The 19908-nt window shown below is 43.4% G+C and carries 25 protein-coding genes and 1 other annotated feature; of the genes, 24 read left to right on the top strand and 1 reads right to left on the bottom strand.

The window, feature by feature from the left end:
* Window positions 1–59: 59 nt before the first annotated feature.
* The 15 genes from HUE98_RS11230 (at window position 60) to HUE98_RS11160 (ending at window position 11540) form a co-directional block, all read left to right on the top strand.
* On the top strand, window positions 60–419 hold the full coding sequence (locus HUE98_RS11230; RefSeq protein WP_241420741.1) for a hypothetical protein: 360 nt from the start codon (window positions 60–62) through the stop codon (window positions 417–419).
* A gap of 134 nt (window positions 420–553) precedes the next feature.
* The gene (ruvC, locus tag HUE98_RS11225; protein WP_241420740.1) at window positions 554–1045 is read left to right on the top strand and encodes a crossover junction endodeoxyribonuclease RuvC; all 492 of its coding nucleotides are present in this window, start codon (window positions 554–556) and stop codon (window positions 1043–1045) included.
* A 15-nt stretch (window positions 1046–1060) separates the two neighbouring features.
* Window positions 1061–1660, top strand: coding sequence for a Holliday junction branch migration protein RuvA (ruvA, locus tag HUE98_RS11220; RefSeq protein WP_241420739.1), 600 nt, complete (start codon window positions 1061–1063; stop codon window positions 1658–1660).
* A 15-nt stretch (window positions 1661–1675) separates the two neighbouring features.
* Window positions 1676–2698 (top strand): Holliday junction branch migration DNA helicase RuvB, encoded by a 1023-nt coding sequence (gene ruvB, locus HUE98_RS11215; protein WP_241420738.1) that lies wholly within the window; start codon window positions 1676–1678, stop codon window positions 2696–2698.
* Window positions 2699–2869: 171 nt separating this feature from the next.
* A complete protein-coding gene (locus HUE98_RS11210) occupies window positions 2870–3415 on the top strand; it encodes an epoxyqueuosine reductase QueH (RefSeq protein ID WP_241420737.1) in 546 nt (181 codons plus the stop codon).
* A gap of 76 nt (window positions 3416–3491) precedes the next feature.
* A complete protein-coding gene (locus tag HUE98_RS11205) occupies window positions 3492–3716 on the top strand; it encodes a DUF2905 domain-containing protein (RefSeq protein ID WP_241420736.1) in 225 nt (74 codons plus the stop codon).
* 212 nt (window positions 3717–3928) lie between these two features.
* Window positions 3929–4963 carry a tRNA preQ1(34) S-adenosylmethionine ribosyltransferase-isomerase QueA gene (queA, locus tag HUE98_RS11200; RefSeq protein ID WP_241420735.1) on the top strand — a complete coding sequence of 345 codons (1035 nt, stop codon included), beginning with the start codon at window positions 3929–3931 and terminating at the stop codon, window positions 4961–4963.
* A gap of 25 nt (window positions 4964–4988) precedes the next feature.
* Window positions 4989–6098 carry a tRNA guanosine(34) transglycosylase Tgt gene (gene tgt, locus HUE98_RS11195; protein WP_241420734.1) on the top strand — a complete coding sequence of 370 codons (1110 nt, stop codon included), beginning with the start codon at window positions 4989–4991 and terminating at the stop codon, window positions 6096–6098.
* 45 nt (window positions 6099–6143) lie between these two features.
* Window positions 6144–6404, top strand: coding sequence for a preprotein translocase subunit YajC (yajC, locus tag HUE98_RS11190; protein WP_241420733.1), 261 nt, complete (start codon window positions 6144–6146; stop codon window positions 6402–6404).
* 87 nt (window positions 6405–6491) lie between these two features.
* Window positions 6492–6902 (top strand): TIGR04086 family membrane protein, encoded by a 411-nt coding sequence (locus HUE98_RS11185; protein WP_241420732.1) that lies wholly within the window; start codon window positions 6492–6494, stop codon window positions 6900–6902.
* Between the two features lie 286 nt (window positions 6903–7188).
* Window positions 7189–7911 carry an ABC transporter ATP-binding protein gene (locus HUE98_RS11180; RefSeq protein ID WP_241420731.1) on the top strand — a complete coding sequence of 241 codons (723 nt, stop codon included), beginning with the start codon at window positions 7189–7191 and terminating at the stop codon, window positions 7909–7911.
* A gap of 14 nt (window positions 7912–7925) precedes the next feature.
* The gene (locus HUE98_RS11175; RefSeq protein ID WP_241420730.1) at window positions 7926–9110 is read left to right on the top strand and encodes an ABC transporter permease; all 1185 of its coding nucleotides are present in this window, start codon (window positions 7926–7928) and stop codon (window positions 9108–9110) included.
* A gap of 73 nt (window positions 9111–9183) precedes the next feature.
* Window positions 9184–10374 (top strand): ABC transporter permease, encoded by a 1191-nt coding sequence (locus HUE98_RS11170; RefSeq protein ID WP_241420729.1) that lies wholly within the window; start codon window positions 9184–9186, stop codon window positions 10372–10374.
* A gap of 114 nt (window positions 10375–10488) precedes the next feature.
* Window positions 10489–10839: a DUF7489 domain-containing protein gene (locus HUE98_RS11165; RefSeq protein ID WP_241420728.1), complete on the top strand. Its 351-nt coding sequence runs from the start codon at window positions 10489–10491 to the stop codon at window positions 10837–10839.
* A gap of 53 nt (window positions 10840–10892) precedes the next feature.
* Window positions 10893–11540, top strand: a complete 648-nt coding sequence (locus HUE98_RS11160) for a YqhR family membrane protein (RefSeq protein ID WP_407080261.1) — start codon at window positions 10893–10895, stop codon at window positions 11538–11540.
* A gap of 81 nt (window positions 11541–11621) precedes the next feature.
* Here HUE98_RS11160 and HUE98_RS11155 read toward each other — a convergent pair whose 3' ends face one another.
* Window positions 11622–11894 (bottom strand): TMEM165/GDT1 family protein, encoded by a 273-nt coding sequence (locus tag HUE98_RS11155; protein WP_241420726.1) that lies wholly within the window; start codon window positions 11892–11894, stop codon window positions 11622–11624.
* 285 nt (window positions 11895–12179) lie between these two features.
* Here HUE98_RS11155 and HUE98_RS11150 point away from each other — a divergent pair, with 285 nt between their 5' ends.
* The 9 genes from HUE98_RS11150 (at window position 12180) to trpA (ending at window position 19898) form a co-directional block, all read left to right on the top strand.
* Window positions 12180–12545, top strand: coding sequence for a hypothetical protein (locus HUE98_RS11150; protein WP_241420725.1), 366 nt, complete (start codon window positions 12180–12182; stop codon window positions 12543–12545).
* Window positions 12546–12793: 248 nt separating this feature from the next.
* A complete protein-coding gene (locus HUE98_RS11145) occupies window positions 12794–12979 on the top strand; it encodes a hypothetical protein (RefSeq protein ID WP_241420724.1) in 186 nt (61 codons plus the stop codon).
* 71 nt (window positions 12980–13050) lie between these two features.
* Window positions 13051–13359 (top strand) — a binding site (T-box leader).
* Window positions 13360–13407: 48 nt separating this feature from the next.
* Window positions 13408–14892: an anthranilate synthase component I gene (trpE, locus tag HUE98_RS11140; protein WP_241420723.1), complete on the top strand. Its 1485-nt coding sequence runs from the start codon at window positions 13408–13410 to the stop codon at window positions 14890–14892.
* Window positions 14873–15451 (top strand): anthranilate synthase component II, encoded by a 579-nt coding sequence (locus HUE98_RS11135; RefSeq protein WP_241420722.1) that lies wholly within the window; start codon window positions 14873–14875, stop codon window positions 15449–15451. The genes trpE and HUE98_RS11135 overlap by 20 nt, the downstream gene beginning before the upstream one ends.
* Complete coding sequence (gene trpD / locus HUE98_RS11130; RefSeq protein ID WP_320415604.1) at window positions 15444–16475, top strand: anthranilate phosphoribosyltransferase; 1032 nt, start codon at window positions 15444–15446, stop codon at window positions 16473–16475. The genes HUE98_RS11135 and trpD overlap by 8 nt, the downstream gene beginning before the upstream one ends.
* Complete coding sequence (gene trpC / locus HUE98_RS11125) at window positions 16475–17281, top strand: indole-3-glycerol phosphate synthase TrpC (protein WP_241420721.1); 807 nt, start codon at window positions 16475–16477, stop codon at window positions 17279–17281. The genes trpD and trpC overlap by 1 nt, the downstream gene beginning before the upstream one ends.
* The gene (locus HUE98_RS11120; protein ID WP_241420720.1) at window positions 17268–17900 is read left to right on the top strand and encodes a phosphoribosylanthranilate isomerase; all 633 of its coding nucleotides are present in this window, start codon (window positions 17268–17270) and stop codon (window positions 17898–17900) included. Before trpC ends, HUE98_RS11120 begins: the two co-directional genes overlap by 14 nt.
* Window positions 17887–19104 (top strand): tryptophan synthase subunit beta, encoded by a 1218-nt coding sequence (gene trpB / locus HUE98_RS11115; protein ID WP_241420719.1) that lies wholly within the window; start codon window positions 17887–17889, stop codon window positions 19102–19104. The genes HUE98_RS11120 and trpB overlap by 14 nt, the downstream gene beginning before the upstream one ends.
* The gene (trpA, locus tag HUE98_RS11110; RefSeq protein ID WP_241420718.1) at window positions 19101–19898 is read left to right on the top strand and encodes a tryptophan synthase subunit alpha; all 798 of its coding nucleotides are present in this window, start codon (window positions 19101–19103) and stop codon (window positions 19896–19898) included. The genes trpB and trpA overlap by 4 nt, the downstream gene beginning before the upstream one ends.
* Window positions 19899–19908 lie beyond the last annotated feature (10 nt).

Below are 19908 nucleotides of genomic sequence, written 5' to 3'. Positions count from 1 at the left end.
ATTTCCTTTCGAATAGGGTAAATTGATAAAAAAAGAACCTTTTTCGGGGGTGGAGTTATATGGAAAATAGTAAAAATCAGACATATAAGCTGTATGGGATAGTCCTGGTAGTCATACTTTTGTTGTCCTTTGTTTTTTTAGTCGTTTTTTTAACCGGATCTTCACAAGAAAATGATCCAAACCAAAATGAAACGGTCCTGGAGCACAATGAGAATGAAGACCGGGAAGGAGTGGAGGAAGATTTTGTCGGAATTTATAATGATAAAATTGCTATTTTTCGAGGTGTTAGGCCAGAGGGTACATTAAAGGAAATAACTGATTATGAGGTAAAAGAAGTGTACCGAAGCGACCTGGAAAAGGGTATACCTTTTGAAGATGAGGAAGAAAAAATAAGGATACTGGAGAGTTATACCAGCTGACAGCATCACTTTATGGTGATGTTTTTCTTTTTGGTGCTTTTTTGGTGAAAACAGATGCGAATAAGTGTTTGCAATTATTAATGCAGATGATATAATGAGGATGACTAAATTAAAAAAAGGGCAGGTGAACTGTTTTGCTGTCCATGGGAATAGACCCCGGGATTGCCCTCACCGGGTACGGAATTGTGAAGGAACAAAAAGGAAATCTTATTTTAGTTACCTATGGTTGTATACGAACCACTAAGGATGAAGATACCTGCCGGCGGTTGGTTAAAATCTATCAAAATCTAAGAGAATTGATGGAGGAGTATTCGCCGGATTCCATTGCAGTGGAGGAGCTTTTTTTTAATAAAAACGTACGCTCCGCCTTTCGGGTGGGGGAAGCCAGGGGAGTTGCCCTGTTAGCAGCGGCCCATTTCGGCGTGGAGGCCTTTGAATATACCCCTTTACAGGTTAAACAGAGTGTTGTGGGATATGGACGAGCTGCTAAAAGCCAGATTCAGGAAATGGTTAAAATCATGTTAAAGATAAAAACCCCTGTAAAACCCGATGATGCAGCAGACGCTTTGGCTCTGGCCATCTGTCACTGTCATTCCCGGGTTTTAAAAATTAAGGGTATTCTCTAGGGAGGTAGGAAATACTTGCTGTCATATATATGCGGGAAACTCGTCCAGGCCGGAACTGATTATATTGTGGTGGAAAATAATAAATTGGGTTACAAAATACATATTGCTCCCGGAGGACATTCTCTTCTGCCGCAGAAGAATGATGAGGTTAAAATCTATACACATCTTTACTTAAAAGAGGATCAGATTATATTATACGGTTTTTTACAGCCTGATGATGTTGCCCTTTTTCAACTGCTCTTGACCGTCTCGGGGGTTGGGCCTAAACTGGCGGTGGCGGTAACCGGCACTATGTCTGCGGCTGCATTTTATCTGGCAGTAATCAATGAAGATGTGAATACTCTGACTGGGATTCCCGGGGTTGGCAAAAAATCATCGAAGCGTCTTATCTTAGAACTAAAAGAGAAAATAACTGCCCTGACCAAAGAATCGGGAATATTACTTCAGGAGCAGGCTGGAAGTGATAATTTCCAGGAACTGTTGGAGGCGTTATCCTCCCTGGGTTATGGTCAAAAGGAATCCCTGGAAGCCATTAGATATGTTCAGGGACAGGAAAATGCTGATAAATCCCTGGAGGAAATACTAAGGTTATCACTTAAATATTTGGCCGGTTAATAAGGAGAGGATACCGTGGAAGAAAGGTTGGTTTCTGCTGGAGCAGGAGAAGAGGAACAAAAAATAGACCGGGCCCTGCGTCCTGTAAATTTTAATAATTTTATAGGGCAGCAAAAGATTAAAAGCAACCTGAAGGTTTTTATCCAGGCAGCCCAGGAAAGAGAAGAATCCCTGGACCATGTTCTTTTATATGGACCTCCGGGGTTGGGGAAAACTACTTTGGCCTATATCATTGCCCGGCAGATGGGGGTGAACATTCGGGTTACCTCCGGCCCGGCCATAGAGAGGCCCGGAGACCTGGCGGCCATTGTAACCAATTTGGGGCAGGGGGATGTTTTGTTTATTGATGAGATTCACCGCCTTCACAGAAGCGTGGAGGAAATCCTTTATCCCGCTATGGAGGATTTTGCCCTGGATTTTATTATCGGCAAAGGTCCCAGCGCTCGATCCCTGAGACTGGACTTGGCCCCCTTCACATTGATTGGAGCTACCACCCGGGCAGGTCTTTTATCCTCACCCTTAAGGGATCGTTTTGGGGTGGTAAACCGTTTAGAGTATTATCAAAAGGAAGACTTGAAGAGAATTATCTTAAATTCTGCTGATTTCTTGAACATTTCAATATCTGCTGCCGGTGCTTTAAAAATAGCAGAGAGTTCCAGGGGTACCCCCCGGATTTCTAACAGACTGCTGAAAAGGGTTCGGGATTTTGCCCAGGTTCAAGGCAGCGGTGAGATTGATGAAGAAATTGCCGTTCGTGCTTTAGGCCTTCTAGAAGTGGACCACCTGGGGTTAGATCATACTGACCGTAAGATGCTTACGGTGATGATTGAAAAGTTCTCCGGTGGACCTGTGGGTCTGGATACCCTGGCCGCGGCCATCAGTGAGGAATCAGAGACTATAGAAGATGTTTATGAGCCTTATCTCATTCAAATAGGATTTATCAGCCGGACCCCCCGGGGCAGGGTAGTTACTCCTCAGGTATACCGGCACCTTAATATAGAAAGTAAAAATTATGTCCAAAAAAGTCTATTGGATTAATCCTTATTTGTGCCTGGGGATACTGTCATCAGATGCCCAATGTGCCCGGCACTATTAATAGTTGATAGAGTAGTATAGTTTTTTCGGGCGAAAAGCCCAAAATAATATGACCAGCAATTCAGGAGGGTAGAGGCTGTATCCTGGATAATAGAGGATATGGGCCAAAATAATATGAAAATGCTTGTGCATATGTGCTGTGCTCCTTGCAGTACTGCTTCTATTGCAAAATTTAAGGATTTAGGATATAGGGTGAAGGGCTTTTTTTATAATCCCAACATTCACCCCTATAGAGAGTTTAAAACAAGGTTGGAAACTCTGAAACAATACTGCCGGGAAGAAGATATCCCTATTATTGTAGAGGACCGATATCTGCTGGATTTGTTTCTAAGGGAGACGGTTTTCCATGAGGAGGCACGCTGTTCATACTGTTACCGTATGCGTCTCTTAGCGACAGCTAGAAAAGCCGAGGAGGAGGGTATTAACTATATCTCCTCTACACTGCTGATCAGCCCTTATCAGGATCACGAACAATTAATGAAGATTGGGTCAGAATCGGCCCAAAAATATGGGCGGACTTTTATTTATGAGGACTTAAGGCCTTTGTTTAAAGACAGTATTGCTCTTTCCCGGGAAAGGGGCATTTATCGTCAATCTTATTGCGGTTGCATTTACAGTGAAAAGGAACGATATTATAAGCATAAAAATTCTTTTTTTTAACATCGATAATAGTGTTTTTTTAAAAGCCATTAGTTAATAATAGTATTAAAAAGATTTGAGAAAGGACAGGGCAGAAATGTTTAATCTGGAGAGTTTGGGAAGAATTATTCTATCCATTGGGGGACTTCTGATTCTGATTGGACTGGTTGTAACACTGATGGGAAGGTTTACAGGGCTGGGCAGACTCCCTGGAGACATTTTTATTCAGAGGGATAATTTTACTTTTTATTTCCCTCTGGCAACCACTATCATTATTAGTATTGTTTTAACACTACTCTTAAATTTTTTCAGAAGGTTTTAATTTTTTTCATTATCTTGTTTTTCAGAGCAGGAAGATTAGGACTTTGGTAGAATAAAGCTTATTTAATTGGTATTTATAAACTCAGGAATTATAATATGATTTAGAAAATACCGGCGGGAATCCTTGGGGTCTATTGAGTGCGGCAGCCAACAGCAGATGCCACCAAACAAAGGATTAAAATATAAGAGAAAATTTTTTAATAGGGATAAAAAATGGATGTTTCAGAGTTTGAATATCTCCTTCCTTCTGAGCTAATTGCCCAACAACCCCTTCCATGCCGAGGGGATTCTCGGATGCTTTGCTTAGATCGGGCTGGGAAAAAAATTGAACACAAGTATTTTCGGGAACTGGACTATTATTTAAAACCGGGGGACACTCTTGTGTTGAACGACACAAGGGTAATTCCTGCTCGTTTAATTGGACATAGAAGCGGCACCGGTGGGAAAGTTGAAGTGTTTTTGGTAAAAAAAATAGAGCAAAAAAAGAGTCAATGTACCTGGGATGTACTGGTTAAACCAGGAAAAAGGGTCCGCCCGGGGAACCAGCTGGTTTTCGGTGAAGGGCAGTTGAGGGCAGAGGTTTTGAAGTGCACTGAAGGAGGGGGACGAGTCCTTACTTTTTACTATGATGGGATTTTCGAAGAGGTTTTGGCAAAATTAGGAATTTTACCCTTACCTCCTTATATCAAAAAACAACTGAAGGACTCAGAGCGCTACCAGACGGTTTATTCCCGTTTTGAAGGGTCAGTGGCGGCACCCACGGCGGGGCTTCATTTTACCCCTGAAAAACTAAAGGCACTTAAATTCAAGGGAGTCAGGACGGTTTTTATTACCCTGCATGTGGGGCTGGGTACTTTTCGACCGGTAAAAACAGAGGAAGTAGAAAAACACAAAATGCATGAAGAATATTATTCGGTTTCTCCTGAAGCGGCATTATTATTAAATCAGGCCCTGGGTGAAAAGGCCAGGATTATAGCTGTAGGGACTACATCCTGCCGTGTACTGGAAACCATTAAAGGGGAAGATAGTTTTTCTCCGGGAAACGGGTGCACAGATATATTTATTTACCCCGGCTATAAGTTTAAAGCTATTGACGGTCTTTTAACCAATTTCCATCTTCCCCGGTCTACACTAATTATGCTGGTTAGTGCCTTTGGGGGGAAGAAATTGGTTATGAAGGCTTACCGGGAGGCGGTAAAAATGCGGTATAGATTTTACAGCTTCGGGGATGCTATGTTAATATTATAACAGGGTCTGGATAAAGGGGAACATTATGTCAATAAAATTTGAACTGATAAAAGAGTGTCCGGATACTTCCGCCAGGGTTGGGATTTTACATACTCCTCATGGAGATATTAATACTCCGGTATTTATGCCGGTGGGTACCCAGGCCACTGTAAAGGCCATGACTCCGGAGGAGCTGGAGGAAATTGGCTCTCAGATAATCTTGAGCAATACCTATCATTTGTATCTTCGTCCCGGACATCAGCTTATCCGGGAAGCCGGGGGTCTGCACAAATTTATGAATTGGCAGCGGCCAATACTTACCGATAGTGGAGGTTTTCAAATTTTCAGCCTGGGGAATTTGAGAAAGCTGACGGAACAAGGGGCTCTTTTCCGATCCCATATTGACGGTTCGGAGCATTTTTTGACCCCTGAGTTGGTAACAGAGATTCAGAATGACCTGGGCTCCGATATTATGATGGTGCTGGATGAGTGTCCCCCTTACCCTTGTGAATATGATTACCTGAAAAATTCCCTGCGCCGAAATAATCTCTGGGCAAAGAGATGTAAAAAGGCTCACAATAATCAAAATCAGGCTATTTTTGCAATTATCCAGGGTGGTGTTTATGAAGACCTGCGCAGGGAAAGCGCCCAGTCTCTGGTGGAGATGGATTTTCCCGGATATGCTGTAGGTGGCTTGAGTGTGGGAGAACCTAAGGAGTTAATGTATGAGGTATTAGAGCACACCGTTCCTCTGATGCCCATCCATAAACCCAGGTATCTTATGGGAGTGGGTTCTGCAGACGCGTTGTTGGAGGGTATTAAGAGAGGTATAGATATGTTTGACTGTGTCCTTCCCACCCGAATTGCCCGTAATGGGACAGTGATGACTGGAAAGGGATACTTGACGGTTAGAAATGCGGAATTTGCCAGGGACCATATCCCCTTGGAACAAGGGTGTTCATGTTATGCCTGCCGGAATTATTCTCGAGCTTATATTCGTCACCTGATAAAGACCAAGGAGATATTGGGGTTAAGGCTTACCACCATTCATAATCTGCATTTTTTAACCCGTCTTCTGGGGGACGCCCGCCAGGCTATCATGGAAAACCGTTTTTCTGGTTTTATAAAAGAATTTATTGCTCAATTTGAGCAATAAATAATAAACCGTGCTGTAAAGTACAATAAAAAGGAGGAAAAAGTGATGGAATTTGATCTTATTGGTTTGCTTCCCATAGCTGTATTTTTTGGAATAATGTATTTCATGCTGATTCGACCTCAGCAGAAACAGCAAAAAGTAAGGCAGGAGATGCTTTCCAGCCTTAACAAAGGGGACAAAATTATTACTATCGGCGGGATGTACGGGACCATCAAAGAAATAAAGGAAGATGACCTTACAGTAACATTTTCCGATAACGTGGTTATTAAAATGGCCCGTTATGGGGTAGAAAGAATAAGGGAATAATAAACTTTATCTTCAGGATATTTGAAACTTTACTTGAAAATTGGTCTTAAATAAAGAAAAGGCACATAATAGTAAAGGAGAAATGTTATGGAGGTGATGATGGTGAAGAATATGCCTGCCGTCGATTTAAAGTCCGGTATCTCTTCTCTGCCGATTATCGGCAAGGGAGTTTTACTGGCCTTGGGGTTTTCTACGGCCGTGTTTTTATTGGCCAGTTTGGTGTTGAGTTTTACTGTGGTTTCAGAAAATATAATTCCTTACCTTTCATTTATTACCAGCATAATCAGTATATTCATAGGTTCTTTTTTTGTAACCAGAAAATTGAGCTTTAAAGGCTGGCTCAATGGAGGGGTTACCGGACTTTTTTATGTGTTAATTATACTCATATTGGGATTGTTTATTGCCGGAGAATTTCCTATACTAACCAGTTTTGTAACTAAATCTTTTTTGGGGTTTGCCTTTGGAGCCATCAGCGGTATAATTGGGATGAACCTGTAGGAGACTCAAGTTTATAAAAAAATAAAAAGTATTAGTTTTGTAAGCTAAAAAAATATTGCCCATTTGCCCATGCTGTGACATACGATTTGAGAGTTAGACCTTTTTTGGTAAAGGATTTTACTTTATCTAATAATAGGTCTAGCTTTTTTTTCTCATACTTTAAAGAGGATGATAAAAGAGAAAAAAGGAAACCGATTATATTGAGTTCAATAAAAGGATTTATAGGATGAGTTCAGAAATAATATGAAGTATTAATACTTTAGGTGAATGGATCCGGAGGTTTAAAATGATTGAAATAAAAAACATAATAAAGAAATATAACCGGGTGAAGGTGCTGGATAATTTAACTTTTTCTATTAAGCAGGGGGAGATATTTGGACTTTTAGGTCCAAATGGCGCTGGCAAAACTACAACCCTGCGAATTATGTCCTCCCTTATTAAACCAGATCATGGAGAAGTAATTGTCGATAAGATTCCCTTATCAGATAGAAAAGGGAGTATACAAGGGTTGTTAGGGGTTTGCCCCCAGGAGATTGCCCTGTACCCGGAGCTTACTGTGCAGGATAACCTTTTGTTTTTTGGAATGATGGGAGGTTTGAGCAGAAAAAGTGCATATAGAAGAGCGGAAGAACTGATTCAGGAAATGGACCTGAAGGAGAAAACAAAAGAGAAAGTATCCCTTTTGTCAGGCGGAATGAAGAGGCGTCTAAATATAGCTGTTTCTATTATCCACAGGCCCCGGGTTCTATTTATGGATGAGCCCACCGTGGGAGTGGATCCTAGAACCAGGGCAGCCATATTTACTCTGCTTCGTAGTTTTAAAAAAAATGGTATGACTATTATTTATACGACTCACTATATGGAGGAAGCTGATCGCCTTTGCGACCGGGTAGCGGTGATGGATAAAGGAAAAATTATAGCCCTGGATACTCCTAAAAATTTAAAAGAATCTTTAGAACCTCTGGGTGAAATTTCCCTGGAGGAGGTTTATCTTCGTCTGACCGATTGAGGGGAGACATATGAATGAGAGTTCTGATCTTAGGTTTAAAAGATGTTAAGTCACTAACCGCAAATAAAAAAGAAATACTACTGCATATATTTCTACCGGTACTGATCGTGGCAATGATAGCGGCACTTTTTGCAGGAGAACCTGCCCTGTACGGTGAGGCCCTCCTGGTGAACCATGACGGGGAGGGAATGGCAGATATATTTATTGAACGGCTGGAGGAGGAGCGGGGCATAAGAGTCCTTATTACAGATTTGAAGGAGGCTCAAAGGAGGTTAACCAGGAGCGAAGTCCTCATGTTTACGGAAATACCCTCTGGCTTTACTGATACCCTTTCCCGAGGGGAACCGGCAGAAATCAGTGTTTACCGGAGGGGAGTAGGAGGCAGTACCGGCCAAATGCTCTTGACTTTAATTAAAACGGTTTTGTCTGAAATGTCTGGAGAAGTGCAGATTACTCATTTAGTGCAGGATATTGCCGCTGAACAGGGGGAAGGTATTTTCCAGGAAGAAGACGTAATTTCAACTTTTATGGAGTCTTTCCTGTACTCTGCCCGTCTTAATCCAACGGTAAAAGTAGAGGAGGTTTCCTTGGGAAAACAGCAGGATATGACTGGTTTTTTTATTCCCGGAGTAATTACGTTGTTTATTATTTTTTCTTCCACCTATTATGCTCAAAACTTTGTGGAGGAAAAGAATAATAAGATTATGGAGAGATATTTTTTTGCAGGACTTTCCCGGGGACAAATCCTTTGCGGCAAATTTTTAGGCATTTTTTTTCGAGGTTTATTGCAGCTTTTAATAATAATGTTGGCCGCGGTAATTTTCACAAAAATGTTTTGCGGTAATAATTTTTTTGGCATTTTATTGTTCTCATTGTTTTTTATTGCTGCGGTGAGTTCCGTCAGTATTTTAATTGGTTGTGTTTTTCCTAAGCCAGGACAGGCTTTATGGGCAGCTATCATATTCAGCATGGTAAACTCTGCCCTGGGAAATACCTTTGCCTTACCCAGGGCAGATATTGAGCTGGTCAGATATATTAACTATTTAACCGTAAGTTATTACGCTAATGACGGCTTGAGGCAATTAACTACAGGGAACGGTTTGTTTTTCTCCCTTTGGGGTGAAATATTGGTTCTCATTTTTATGACTGTGTTTTTTTTGGCAGTAAGTCTCTGCATTTTTTCCCCGGCTGAAAAATAGTGATTATTGTATTATGAGCTTTATGAGTCCTGTTTTCAAGGTGAAGGTATAAAACTTTAGGCGGAGGATTATTATGAATAGAATGGTTTGTTATATATGGAAAGATGTTAAATATTTTGTGGTAGACCCCAAGGCACTTTTTTTGTCTTTGATATTCCCTCTAATTTTGATCCTGCTGGTGGTTTACGTCTATCCACCCCAAGGGGAGGAGGAATCCAGGGATTTTAATTTTGCTCTTGTTTCCGCAGAAGATCCAGAGGGCCTTAGCTGGGAGCTTATTTCTTACTGGGAAGAGGGTTTAGAAGAACCTCCTTTGTTAAATTTATCTTATGAAGAAGCTCTTGTTAAATTAAATTCAGAGGAGATACAGGGTTTTTTGTGGATTCCTTCTGAATTCAGCAGCAGAGTTTATGAGGGAAAGGATACATATATGCAGGTTTATACCAATCCTGCTAATATTTTAGGCCGTCTGGCCGCCTTACGGCTCAGCCGCGGCCTGGCCAACCAGATTAGTTACCTGCAAAACTTGGTCAAGGCCATTCAATATCAGAGGGATATATCGGTAGAAAACTTGCTCAATCAGTTGAGAGAAAACTATAACCTGGAGGGAATCCCGGCAGTGGTTCGTCCAGCTGAAATTACCCTTCATAATGTTGGGCCGGTGATACCGGTAAACCGTATTAACTGGGCACTGCCTGCATTTTTTACTATGTTTTCCTTTTTGGCAGTAGTTTTAAATGCTGTAGATTTTGTTAAGGAGAGAGAAAGCCATATCCTGGAAAGGCTTTTGATTGACGGGAATAATCCGGGAGTCTTAATAAGCGCTAAATTTATAAGCAATTTTTTTAAAGGAATGCTGCAGGCTTTTATTTTGTGGGGAGTGGGAATTGTTTTCTTTAATCTATACCCCGGTCCCTCCCTTATGAATCTTGCTTGGGTGTCCGCTGCTTTTATTGCTGCTGCCTCAGGTTTTTCACTGCTGATTGCCACTAAAACAAAGGGTGTTTCCCAGGCTTTTACCTGGGGTGTTCTTATTTCCCTGGTAATGGCTCCCCTGGGGGGATGCTGGTGGCCCCAGTATTATATGCCGCCGTGGATGAGTGTTTTGGGAAGGCTTACACCCCATTACTGGGCAAATGAAGCCTTTTATAACTTGTTTTATTCCGCTGCGGATTTTAGAACCATTATGCCGGCGGTGCTGGTGCTTACTATCTATACTGTAGTCTTGATTATTTATTCTGTTAAAAAATGCAAATTTGTGTGAAATGAATAGAGATGTAGGAAAAATAAAAAGAAGAAGAGCTTATGAAAAAAAATGAGACCAGGGGGTGAAACCGGCAGTCATAAATGCCGTTAAAATATGGTACCTGAAAGTTGGATGGATAGAGTATTTTTATTGATATGTTTAATGGGAATATTTGTTTTTTTATATATAGTAATAAGAAGGGCTATTGCAGGAATTGTTTATCCCTTTATTTTCTTCGAAGGTAAAGTAGTCAGCCGAAGTTATAAGACTAAAGTTGTAGAGGATGAGGAGGATATTCAAGATATTGAGGAAGAATATACTCTTGAAGTAAAGATGCCCAATGGAAAAAATAAAAATTATTCTGTGAACAGCAGACTTTATAATTCGGTTAAGGAAGGAGACTATGTCCGAAAGGATAAGGGAAGTAGAACTTTAAAAAAGGGGAGGAAAAAGAGTAAAAAGAAAAAGAATAAGAAAAAATAAGTATACTTTTGGTTAGATAAAGGGGCAGGGGGCTCTTTTTTTTTGTAATTAATTTGAACCTATTTAATATTTTTTTATGTACGGGACACAATAAAAAAAAGAAAAGGAGGTTGATATTTTTGGAACGTTTTAGGACGGGAGTTTTGGCCGGAGTAACGGCGGGGATTATCATGGGAATTGTTTCCATGCTTTTTTACCTGGTAGGTGTTTTTGATTTAAATCCTTTAGCTGTTTTATCCAGGTTGTTTTTAACCGAAGCTGTGTCAGTTACCATGACTGGACTGTTAGTGGGTTTAATCATGCATCTTTTGGCATCTGCAGTTTTGGGTGTTGTCTTTGTTTATCTGTTGAAGGATAAGGAAAATGTTTTTTACTGGGGATTAACCTTTGGTGTGGTTTTGTATTTTATTAATCCCGGGCTATTGGCACCGGCGACGGGATTGCTTCCTCCCCTGTGGCAGTCAGACTTACTGAACAATATCGGGGCACTTCTGGTTCGTGTTATTTTTGGAGGTTCCCTGGGTTATCTGGTGGGAATATGGCTGCCGGATAATGCTTTTCACATGGTAGGCGGACAGGGACTGGGCGAAGGTCATCAAGGTGGAAACGGTGGAAACGCAGGAGAACACCACCAAGAACATGAAGGAGAGCATCATCATGAAGGTGGTCACCAAGGGGAAAACCAGGGTGACCATCAGTAGAAAATCCTTTAGACTCTTTTCTGAGGATTTTCCTTTTTGAAATTATTTCTAAAAGGGCCGGCCGGAACGCCGGGTAGATAATTAAAATTTTCCGAATATAAGTAAAAATCCAATTAATATAAAGGCTACGCCTGCTCCCCCCTGCAGTAAATGAGGGGAAATATATTTGGTCAGGACTGCACCAAATAAAACCCCTAAAAATGCGGATAAAACTAAAGCCCCGGCAGATCCTAAAAAAACGCTTGCAAGGCTTTTGCTTTGGGTAGCGATCAGCATGGTGGCCAGCTGTGTTTTATCTCCCAATTCTGCCAGGAATACCAGGCCAAAGGTGGTTAAAAATGTTTTCCATTCCATCAAATTCACCTCCACCTAATAATACAGTTAAGTCACTGCAGAAAAAAAGTAAAGTTAATTTACTGGTTAATATTATGCGAATTTTGACGCGAATATTCTTGATAAAAGACGTGAGACATTTGAACACTGGAACAGTTATCATGTCTTACTATGGATATACCTGAGCGATTCAATTATATTTCTCTAAAGTGATTGTTATAACGATTAAAGCCCCTGCTTAGATGATAAAAATAAAATTTAGGGGAATAATAACTTTTCAAAATTAATGAGAGAAGGAAAACATTTATGTTTAAACGTAATACACTGCTGTTGGGTTTTTTGGTGATAATCTTAGTGGGAATGCTTACCTATCTGCTGGCCTGGAATATTACTAACCTTGGGAGTCAAGATATGGACATTCAGAATCCCCATATGTCAGAAGATAGAGAATTTCCTCCAGGCAAAATGATTCTGGAAGTGGGAGAGGAGATTTTAGAGAATGAACAGGAGGTAAGCCTTTTATTATTGGAACTGCCTGGGGTGGAAAGGGTGTTTATCATGTCGGAACAAAAAAATATGGTAGTGTTTTATGACCCGGAATTGATTCGCCTTGAGGCAATCATGAAGCCGCTGGTGGAGAAAGGTTATGAAGTCACACCTTTAATATATTAATTCCAAAATATTTTCTATTTCTACTGGACACTCCTTAAAAAGGGATGTCCTTTTTTGTTTAAATTGATTTCTGTAGAATTTCGGCCAGGTGGGGATTTCCAGGCGTCACATTAAGAACTATTTTTAAACACTTTCAATGGGAGTATGATTATATGTTTATCAGATTAAACAATAATGTTATAATTAACCTGTTGTTAATACAGATAGATCAGCTAATATTGTAAAAATTCTAGTGGGAGGAAATTAAAATGGTAGAGTATAATATAAATTTTTTATTCCAATTGATAAATATTTTTATTTTACTGGCAGTTATAGGAGTCCCAATTTACATTCTGGTAAAAGTGGTTAAATCATTAGCAGATATTCAACAAAGCAATCAAAGGATTGAGAATATTCTAAAGGAGATTAATGAAAAACTTATGGGAAAAGAATAAGAAATTGCCCCAATAAAATACTTGACACTCATCTTTATTCATGTTACATTTATTTTCAAGTAAAATATGTTTTAAAAGCTGTGACCGGGAAGAGTAAGTATGTAAGAGTTTTTCCAGAGAGCCGGCGTAGGTGAGAATCCGGCATTACTGCTGCATATCGAATGGGCCCGTTAGCTGTAAACCGAAAACAGTTTTTTGTGAGTAGGCTTTACCGGAGAGTTCCACCGTTAAAAGGAACAGGGTATCGGATACAACGCTTGATTTTAGGGGCTTAATTTATCCCGTACCTGATGTGAGATAATTTATGTTTTGGCTATTTTCCTAAGGCAATTACATAAGTTAAATAAGGTGGCACCGCGAAACAACCTTTCGTCCTTTTTATGACGAAGGGTTTTTTTATTTTTAATTTTATAGGAGGAAGAAAAACTATGATAAATCCTCAGAAGGAAATATTTTTAGAAAAAGCAAGATTTGCAAACCTGATTCCCGTTTATAAAGAAATTATGGCGGATTTGGAAACACCCATTACTATTTTTCAAAAAGTATGTAAGTCCGGCCCCTCTTATCTCTTGGAAAGCGGAGAAGTCGGGGAAAACTTCGGCCGTTATTCCTTTATCGGTTGTAGGCCTTTTATGGATTTTAAAAGCATAGATGGACTTACTATGTTAAATCTGTCTGAGGGGTCAAAAGAATCATTTACTGGGAATCCCCTGGAGGCACTGAGGGAAGTAATGAAAAAATTTACCCCGGCAAAAGACAAGGGATTACCTGGGTTTTATGGGGGAGCTGTAGGATATGCAGGCTATGATATTGTCCAGCACCTGGAGGAAATCCCCCTGCCCCAGGATGACCTGGGTCTGCCTCTGGTCAGCTTCATGTTCGCCGGGTTGGTGCTGATATATGACCACTGGCATCATTCACTGAAGGTGGTTAAAAATGTATGGGTCAGGGATAACCCCGAGATTGAATACATGAGGGCCTGTGAAGATATTAACTGTGTTTTGGAGGCACTTAAAAAACCCCTTCCCCCCATGATGGAAAAGGATATTTCTTTTGAGGAAATTTTTTTTAAATCAAATGTTTCCAGAAAGGAATATCAGGATCAGGTAATCCAGGCCAAGGATTATATTACTAAGGGGGATATTTTTCAAGTGGTGCTGTCCCAGCGTTTTGAGGCGCCATTAACGGTGCATCCCTTCACTCTCTACCGGGTGCTGAGGACGGTTAATCCTTCTCCCTACATGTACTATTTGAATTATGAAGATTTTAAAGTTGTAGGGTCCTCTCCGGAGCCCCTGGTTCGGCTGGAGGATGGGGTAGTGGAAACCCGGCCCATTGCCGGCACCCGTCCCCGGGGAAAAACAGTGGAGGAGGATAAAAGATTGGCGGAGGATCTTAAAGGGGATCACAAGGAAAAGGCGGAACACATTATGCTGGTTGATTTAGCCCGAAATGACCTGGGAAAAATCTGTGAATACGGCAGCATAGAGGTTAACAACCTTTTTTCTGTAGAAAAGTATTCCCACGTGATGCACATGGTAACGGAGGTTAAAGGAAAGCTGATGGAAAACCGGGATGCCTTTGATGTCCTGATGGCCTGTTTCCCTGCCGGGACAGTTTCCGGAGCCCCTAAAATCAGGGCTATGGAAATCATCAGTCAGCTGGAATCATGCCGGAGAGGGCCTTACGCCGGTGCTGTAGGTTATTTTGGATTTTCCGGAAGTATGGACACCTGCCTTACCATCAGGACGATGGTGATTAAAGATGACAAGGTTTATGTCCAGGCCGGAGCTGGAATTGTAGCAGATTCTCAGCCGGAAATGGAATTTCTGGAGACCCGGCACAAGGCGGCAGCCCTGTTAAGGGCCATCAATATGGCAGAGGAGGGAAATTATGATTTTAGTCATCGATAATTACGATTCCTTCACTTATAATCTGGTCCAATACCTGGGAGAGATGGGGGCGGAGCTGACCGTGGCTAGGAATGACAAAATAACCCTGGAGGAGATAAATGTAATGTCACCGGAAAAAATCGTCATCTCCCCCGGTCCGGGAATACCCCAACAGGCAGGCTTGACCATTGATATCATCAGGGATTTTTATCAAAAGGTGCCCATCTTGGGAGTTTGCCTGGGGCATCAGGCCATCGGGGCGGCTTTCGGGGGAGAGGTGGTGGGAGCCGCAACCCTTATGCATGGTAAGACCTCCTTAATTTATCATCAGGGGGGAACCCTTTACCGGGGAATTCCCAGTCCCTTTGAGGCTACCCGGTATCATTCCCTGATTATTGAGGAAAACAGTATGCCTTCCTGCCTGGAAATAACCTCTCGCACAGAAGAGGGTACGGTGATGGGAGTCAGGCACAGAGATTATCCCCTGGAGGGAATTCAATTTCATCCGGAATCCATACTTACGGCCCAGGGGAAAAGATTGCTGTCAAATTTTTTAAAGGAGGATGTAAAGGTTGCTTAATCAGCCATTGATGTTAAACCAGGTTATCGACGGAGTAGTCAGGGGCCGGAGTTTGAATATTGATGAGTCTGTTAAGGCCATGGACATAATTATGTCGGGAGAAGCAACTGATGCTCAGATTGCCAGCCTTCTGACAGCCCTGCGCATGAAGGGGGAGACCATAGAGGAGATAACGGGATTCGCCCGGGTGATGCGGGAAAAGGTAACCCCGGTAAAAGTGAATCGGCCGGGATTGGTGGATACCTGTGGTACCGGTGGAGACCAGGCAGGGACCTTTAATATATCTACCACCGCTGCCTTTGTAGCCGCCGGGGCGGGCCTGCCGGTAGCCAAGCACGGGAACCGTTCGGTATCCAGCCGCTGCGGTAGTGCTGATGTATTGGAAGCCCTGGGGGTTAATCTGGAGCTGTCTTCGCAGCAGGTGGCTCAGGCCATAGAACAGGTGGGAATAGGATTTTTATTTGCCCCCAAACTGCATCTGGCCATGAAATACGCTATCGGGCCCCGCAGAGAGATCGGAATACGGACGGTGTTCAATCTTTTAGGGCCTCTCACCAATCCGGCGGGGGCCAAAAGACAGGTTATGGGGGTTTATGACCCGGCACTTACAGAGATGCTGGCCAGGGTGCTGTTAAACCTGGGGGCAGAACATGCCCTGGTGGTACATGGGCTGGAAGGCCTGGATGAAATTTCCATATGCGGGCCAACCAGGGTCAGTGAAGTAAAAGAGGGTAAAGTGGCAACCTATTCTATAGACCCTGTGGATTTGGGTTTTCCCAAGGCAGAGTTTGCACAGATGGGGGGGGGGACTCCAAGGGAAAATGCCGAGATAACCCTCTCTATACTGCGGGGAGAAAAGGGGCCCCGTAGGGATGTGGTGGTATTAAATGCAGCGGCGGTTTTGATGTCCGGTGGATTGGCGGGAGATTTTCCCTCAAGCATTGAACTGGCCCAAAAAGTTTTAGACAGCGGCAGTGCTTATGAAAAGCTGGAGGAGTTGAGGAAATTCTGCGAAAAAATCTAATGCACTTAGAGAAGATTGTAAACCGTAAAAAGATATCTCTAGAGTTCAGCCGTAGGAGTAAACCCCTGGAGAAACTGCAGGAGGAAGCTGCCGGATGTTCCTCTCTTCCTATTGATTTCAAGGCAGCTCTGGGGGAAAAAACCGGCAGGCCCGCTGTAATTGCAGAGATTAAACGGGCTTCTCCCTCCAAAGGGATGATTTATGATGAGCAGGATCCGGGATTCAGGGGGCGGCTTTATGAGGAGGGTGGTGCAGCGGCAGTATCGGTCTTGACGGAGGAATACTATTTCAGGGGGAGCCTGGAGGATTTGAGAGAGGTAAAGGATTCTGTCAGCATTCCGGTGCTGCGGAAAGACTTTATAATTGATTCATACCAGATTTATGAATCCCGACTGGTGGGAGCCGATGCGGTGTTACTCATAGTTTCAATTCTGGAAGAGAAGGAACTTAAGGAATTTATAGAAACAGCCAAAAATTTAAATCTGTCTTCCCTGGTGGAGGTTCATACCCGGGAGGAATTAAAAATAGCCCTGGACTGCGGCGCTGATGTGGTGGGGATTAATAACCGGGATTTAAAGACTTTCAAAACTGATATTGGGGTTACCATGGAGTTGTCTAAAGAGGTCCCCGACAACGTTATGCTGGTAAGTGAGAGCGGAATCAAAAGCCCCCAGGACATAGAGCGGCTTGAGCAGTGCGGTGTGACGGCTGTTTTAATCGGAGAAGCCCTGATGGCCCACCCAACTCCTGGGGAAAAAGTCAGAGAACTGCTGGGTTATTTGGAGGATACAAATGGTAAAAATTAAGATTTGCGGAATCAGAAGCTTGAAAGAAGCACTGTGGGCGGTAGACGCCGGGGCAGATGCTGTTGGGTTTGTGATGGCGGAAAGCCGGCGGCGGGTTACTCCCCGGCAGGTGGAAATAATTTGTCGGGGTATCCCTCCCTTTGTCAGTAAAATCGGGGTATTCGTAGATGAAAATCCTGGTATCATGAAAGAAATCGCTGACCGCTGCGGTCTGGATGTACTGCAGTTTCATGGACAGGAACCTCCCTCTCACCTGCAGGGTTTCAAACAGAAGGTAATCAAGGCATTTTCCCTGAAAGATGAGATGAGCCTTCAGGAAGTAGAACCCTACCGGTTGTTGGCGGATGCCTTCCTGTTGGATACCTGCCTTCCGGGGATGCCCGGAGGCACTGGAATTTCCTTTGATTGGTCCCTGGCGGAAAAATTGACGGGCAGAAAATCGGTGATACTGGCCGGGGGTCTTAATGCCGAGAATATTGTGGAAGCCTTAGAGCAGGTGAAGCCTTACGGGGTAGATGTCAGCAGCGGAGTGGAGACCCACGGTCATGAGGGGAAAGACCCGGTGAAGATAAAAGAATTTATTCAAAGAGTAAGGAGTTGGGAATATGTATCCGGATAAATTAGGACACTTTGAGGAGTTTGGAGGCAGGTATGTCCCCGAGGCCCTGATGCCTGCCTTAGAGGAATTGACTACAAAATATGATGAGTTGAGCCGGGAGGAAGGTTTTAAAAAGGAACTGAATCATTACCTCCAGGATTATGCCGGCAGGCCCACACCTTTATACTTTGCAGAAGCTCTGACGGAAATGGTGGGAGGCCCAAAGATATATTTGAAAAGGGAAGACCTTCTGCACACCGGAGCCCATAAGATTAACAATACACTGGGCCAGGCTATGCTGGCCCGGCACATGGGAAAAAAGAAGGTGATAGCTGAGACAGGAGCCGGGCAGCACGGGGTGGCCACTGCAACAGCTGCGGCCATGTTCGGGTTGGACTGTGAGGTATACATGGGGGAAGAGGACATGGAGAGACAGTCATTAAACGTTTTTCGCATGAAACTTTTGGGAGCCAGGGTGGTTCCCGTCACTTCTGGAAGTATGACCTTAAAAGATGCCACCAACGAAGCTATCCGCAGTTGGGTGACCCATGTGGAGGATACCTACTATATTATCGGTTCCGTAGTGGGCCCTGACCCCTATCCCCGGATGGTAAGGGATTTCCAGTCGGTCATCGGAAAGGAAGCCCGGGAACAGTTCTTGCAGGCCGAAGGGGCACTACCCCAATGCCTGGTGGCCTGCATTGGTGGGGGCAGTAATGCCATGGGGCTTTTCTCTCCCTTTATGAAGGACACCGGGGTGGAAATGGTGGGAGTGGAGGCCGCAGGACTGGGGTTAGATACGGAGATGCACGCCGCCACCATGACCAAAGGCCGTCCTGGGGTGCTCCACGGTTTCAAAAGTTATTTGCTGCAGGATTCATATGGACAGATTTCACCGGTTCATTCCATATCTGCCGGTTTGGATTACCCGGGGGTAGGGCCGGAACACGCTTTTCTGAAAACAAAGGGCAGGGCACAGTATGAGTCGGTCACCGACGGGGAAGCCCTGGAGGCCTTCCAGCTGCTTTCCCGGTTGGAGGGAATCATTCCGGCTTTGGAGAGTGCCCACGCCATAGCCTATGTCTTAAAAAACAAAGAAAGCTTGAAGAAATATAACTCTATGATTATCTGCCTGTCGGGCCGTGGGGATAAAGATGTGAATACAGCGGCCAAGGCCATGGAATCCTTGGAAAAATCCGCGGGAAATGTGGAGGTGTCAAAATGAGGTTAAAGGATACTTTTGAGCAGCTGAAAAGCGGGGGGGAGAAAGCCTTGATTACCTTTATTACTGCCGGGGACCCCGACATTGAAACCACAGAGAAGCTGGTTTTGGAGATGGAAAAAAGAGGTGCGGACATCATCGAGCTGGGACTGCCCTTTTCAGACCCCCTGGCCGATGGCCCGGTGATTCAACAATCTTCCCAGCGGTCCCTGGAGAGGGGCATGAATACCTCATTATTTCTGGAGATTGTATCCCGGCTGAGGCAGAAAACAAAAATACCTCTGGTAGTCTTAACCTATTATAATCCTGTACTCAGCTTCGGGGAAGAAAAGTTTGTTAAAGAGGCGGCCCGGGCAGGCCTGGACGGCATGATTATCCCGGATCTGCCCCTGGAGGAGAGCCGGTCATTACATCAACTGGCTCAAACCCAGGGAGTTGACCTGATATATTTATTAACTCCCACCAGTCCAGAGGAAAGAATCATTCTGACGGTGGAAAGAGCAGGGGGATTCATATACTGCGTTGCTTTAACCGGTGTTACCGGGGTAAGGGAAAACCTTTCAAAAAAAGCAGAGGATATGGTAAGCAGGATTCGGAAATTTACTTCATTACCCCTGGCTCTGGGGTTTGGAATATCCACTCCAGAGCAGGCAGAGCAGGCTGCTGCCTTTTGTGACGGGGTTATCGTGGGGAGCGGTATTGTTAAGATGGTGGAACAGATGGAAAAGTACCCGGAGGATTTGGTAAAAGAAGTAGGAGACTTTGTTAGCAGTTTGAAGGAAGGTACCCGGAGATAGTTTCCGGGAG

Origin of the sequence: Candidatus Contubernalis alkalaceticus, from assembly GCF_022558445.1 — a bacterium.
GTDB lineage: Bacteria > Bacillota > Dethiobacteria > SKNC01 > SKNC01 > Contubernalis > Contubernalis alkaliaceticus.
Note: the sequence above shows the minus strand (reverse complement) of the source record. Positions and strands in the feature narration are given on the sequence as shown.

What these genes read in the sequence shown, in the direction of transcription:
- HUE98_RS11170 (WP_241420729.1), top strand. Translation starts at nt 9,184, where the DNA reads ATGAATAGAATGGTTTGTTATATATGGAAAGATGTTAAATATTTTGTG.
- HUE98_RS11150 (WP_241420725.1), top strand. Translation starts at nt 12,180, where the DNA reads ATGTTTAAACGTAATACACTGCTGTTGGGTTTTTTGGTGATAATCTTA.
- HUE98_RS11230 (WP_241420741.1), top strand. Translation starts at nt 60, where the DNA reads ATGGAAAATAGTAAAAATCAGACATATAAGCTGTATGGGATAGTCCTG.
- trpA (WP_241420718.1), top strand. Translation starts at nt 19,101, where the DNA reads ATGAGGTTAAAGGATACTTTTGAGCAGCTGAAAAGCGGGGGGGAGAAA.
- HUE98_RS11210 (WP_241420737.1), top strand. Translation starts at nt 2,870, where the DNA reads ATGAAAATGCTTGTGCATATGTGCTGTGCTCCTTGCAGTACTGCTTCT.
- HUE98_RS11145 (WP_241420724.1), top strand. Translation starts at nt 12,794, where the DNA reads ATGGTAGAGTATAATATAAATTTTTTATTCCAATTGATAAATATTTTT.
- HUE98_RS11180 (WP_241420731.1), top strand. Translation starts at nt 7,189, where the DNA reads ATGATTGAAATAAAAAACATAATAAAGAAATATAACCGGGTGAAGGTG.
- HUE98_RS11155 (WP_241420726.1), bottom strand. Translation starts at nt 11,894, where the DNA reads ATGGAATGGAAAACATTTTTAACCACCTTTGGCCTGGTATTCCTGGCA.
- yajC (WP_241420733.1), top strand. Translation starts at nt 6,144, where the DNA reads ATGGAATTTGATCTTATTGGTTTGCTTCCCATAGCTGTATTTTTTGGA.
- HUE98_RS11165 (WP_241420728.1), top strand. Translation starts at nt 10,489, where the DNA reads ATGGATAGAGTATTTTTATTGATATGTTTAATGGGAATATTTGTTTTT.
- queA (WP_241420735.1), top strand. Translation starts at nt 3,929, where the DNA reads ATGGATGTTTCAGAGTTTGAATATCTCCTTCCTTCTGAGCTAATTGCC.
- trpE (WP_241420723.1), top strand. Translation starts at nt 13,408, where the DNA reads ATGATAAATCCTCAGAAGGAAATATTTTTAGAAAAAGCAAGATTTGCA.
- trpC (WP_241420721.1), top strand. Translation starts at nt 16,475, where the DNA reads ATGCACTTAGAGAAGATTGTAAACCGTAAAAAGATATCTCTAGAGTTC.
- trpB (WP_241420719.1), top strand. Translation starts at nt 17,887, where the DNA reads ATGTATCCGGATAAATTAGGACACTTTGAGGAGTTTGGAGGCAGGTAT.
- HUE98_RS11120 (WP_241420720.1), top strand. Translation starts at nt 17,268, where the DNA reads ATGGTAAAAATTAAGATTTGCGGAATCAGAAGCTTGAAAGAAGCACTG.
- HUE98_RS11205 (WP_241420736.1), top strand. Translation starts at nt 3,492, where the DNA reads ATGTTTAATCTGGAGAGTTTGGGAAGAATTATTCTATCCATTGGGGGA.
- HUE98_RS11185 (WP_241420732.1), top strand. Translation starts at nt 6,492, where the DNA reads ATGGAGGTGATGATGGTGAAGAATATGCCTGCCGTCGATTTAAAGTCC.
- HUE98_RS11175 (WP_241420730.1), top strand. Translation starts at nt 7,926, where the DNA reads ATGAGAGTTCTGATCTTAGGTTTAAAAGATGTTAAGTCACTAACCGCA.
- HUE98_RS11135 (WP_241420722.1), top strand. Translation starts at nt 14,873, where the DNA reads ATGATTTTAGTCATCGATAATTACGATTCCTTCACTTATAATCTGGTC.
- tgt (WP_241420734.1), top strand. Translation starts at nt 4,989, where the DNA reads ATGTCAATAAAATTTGAACTGATAAAAGAGTGTCCGGATACTTCCGCC.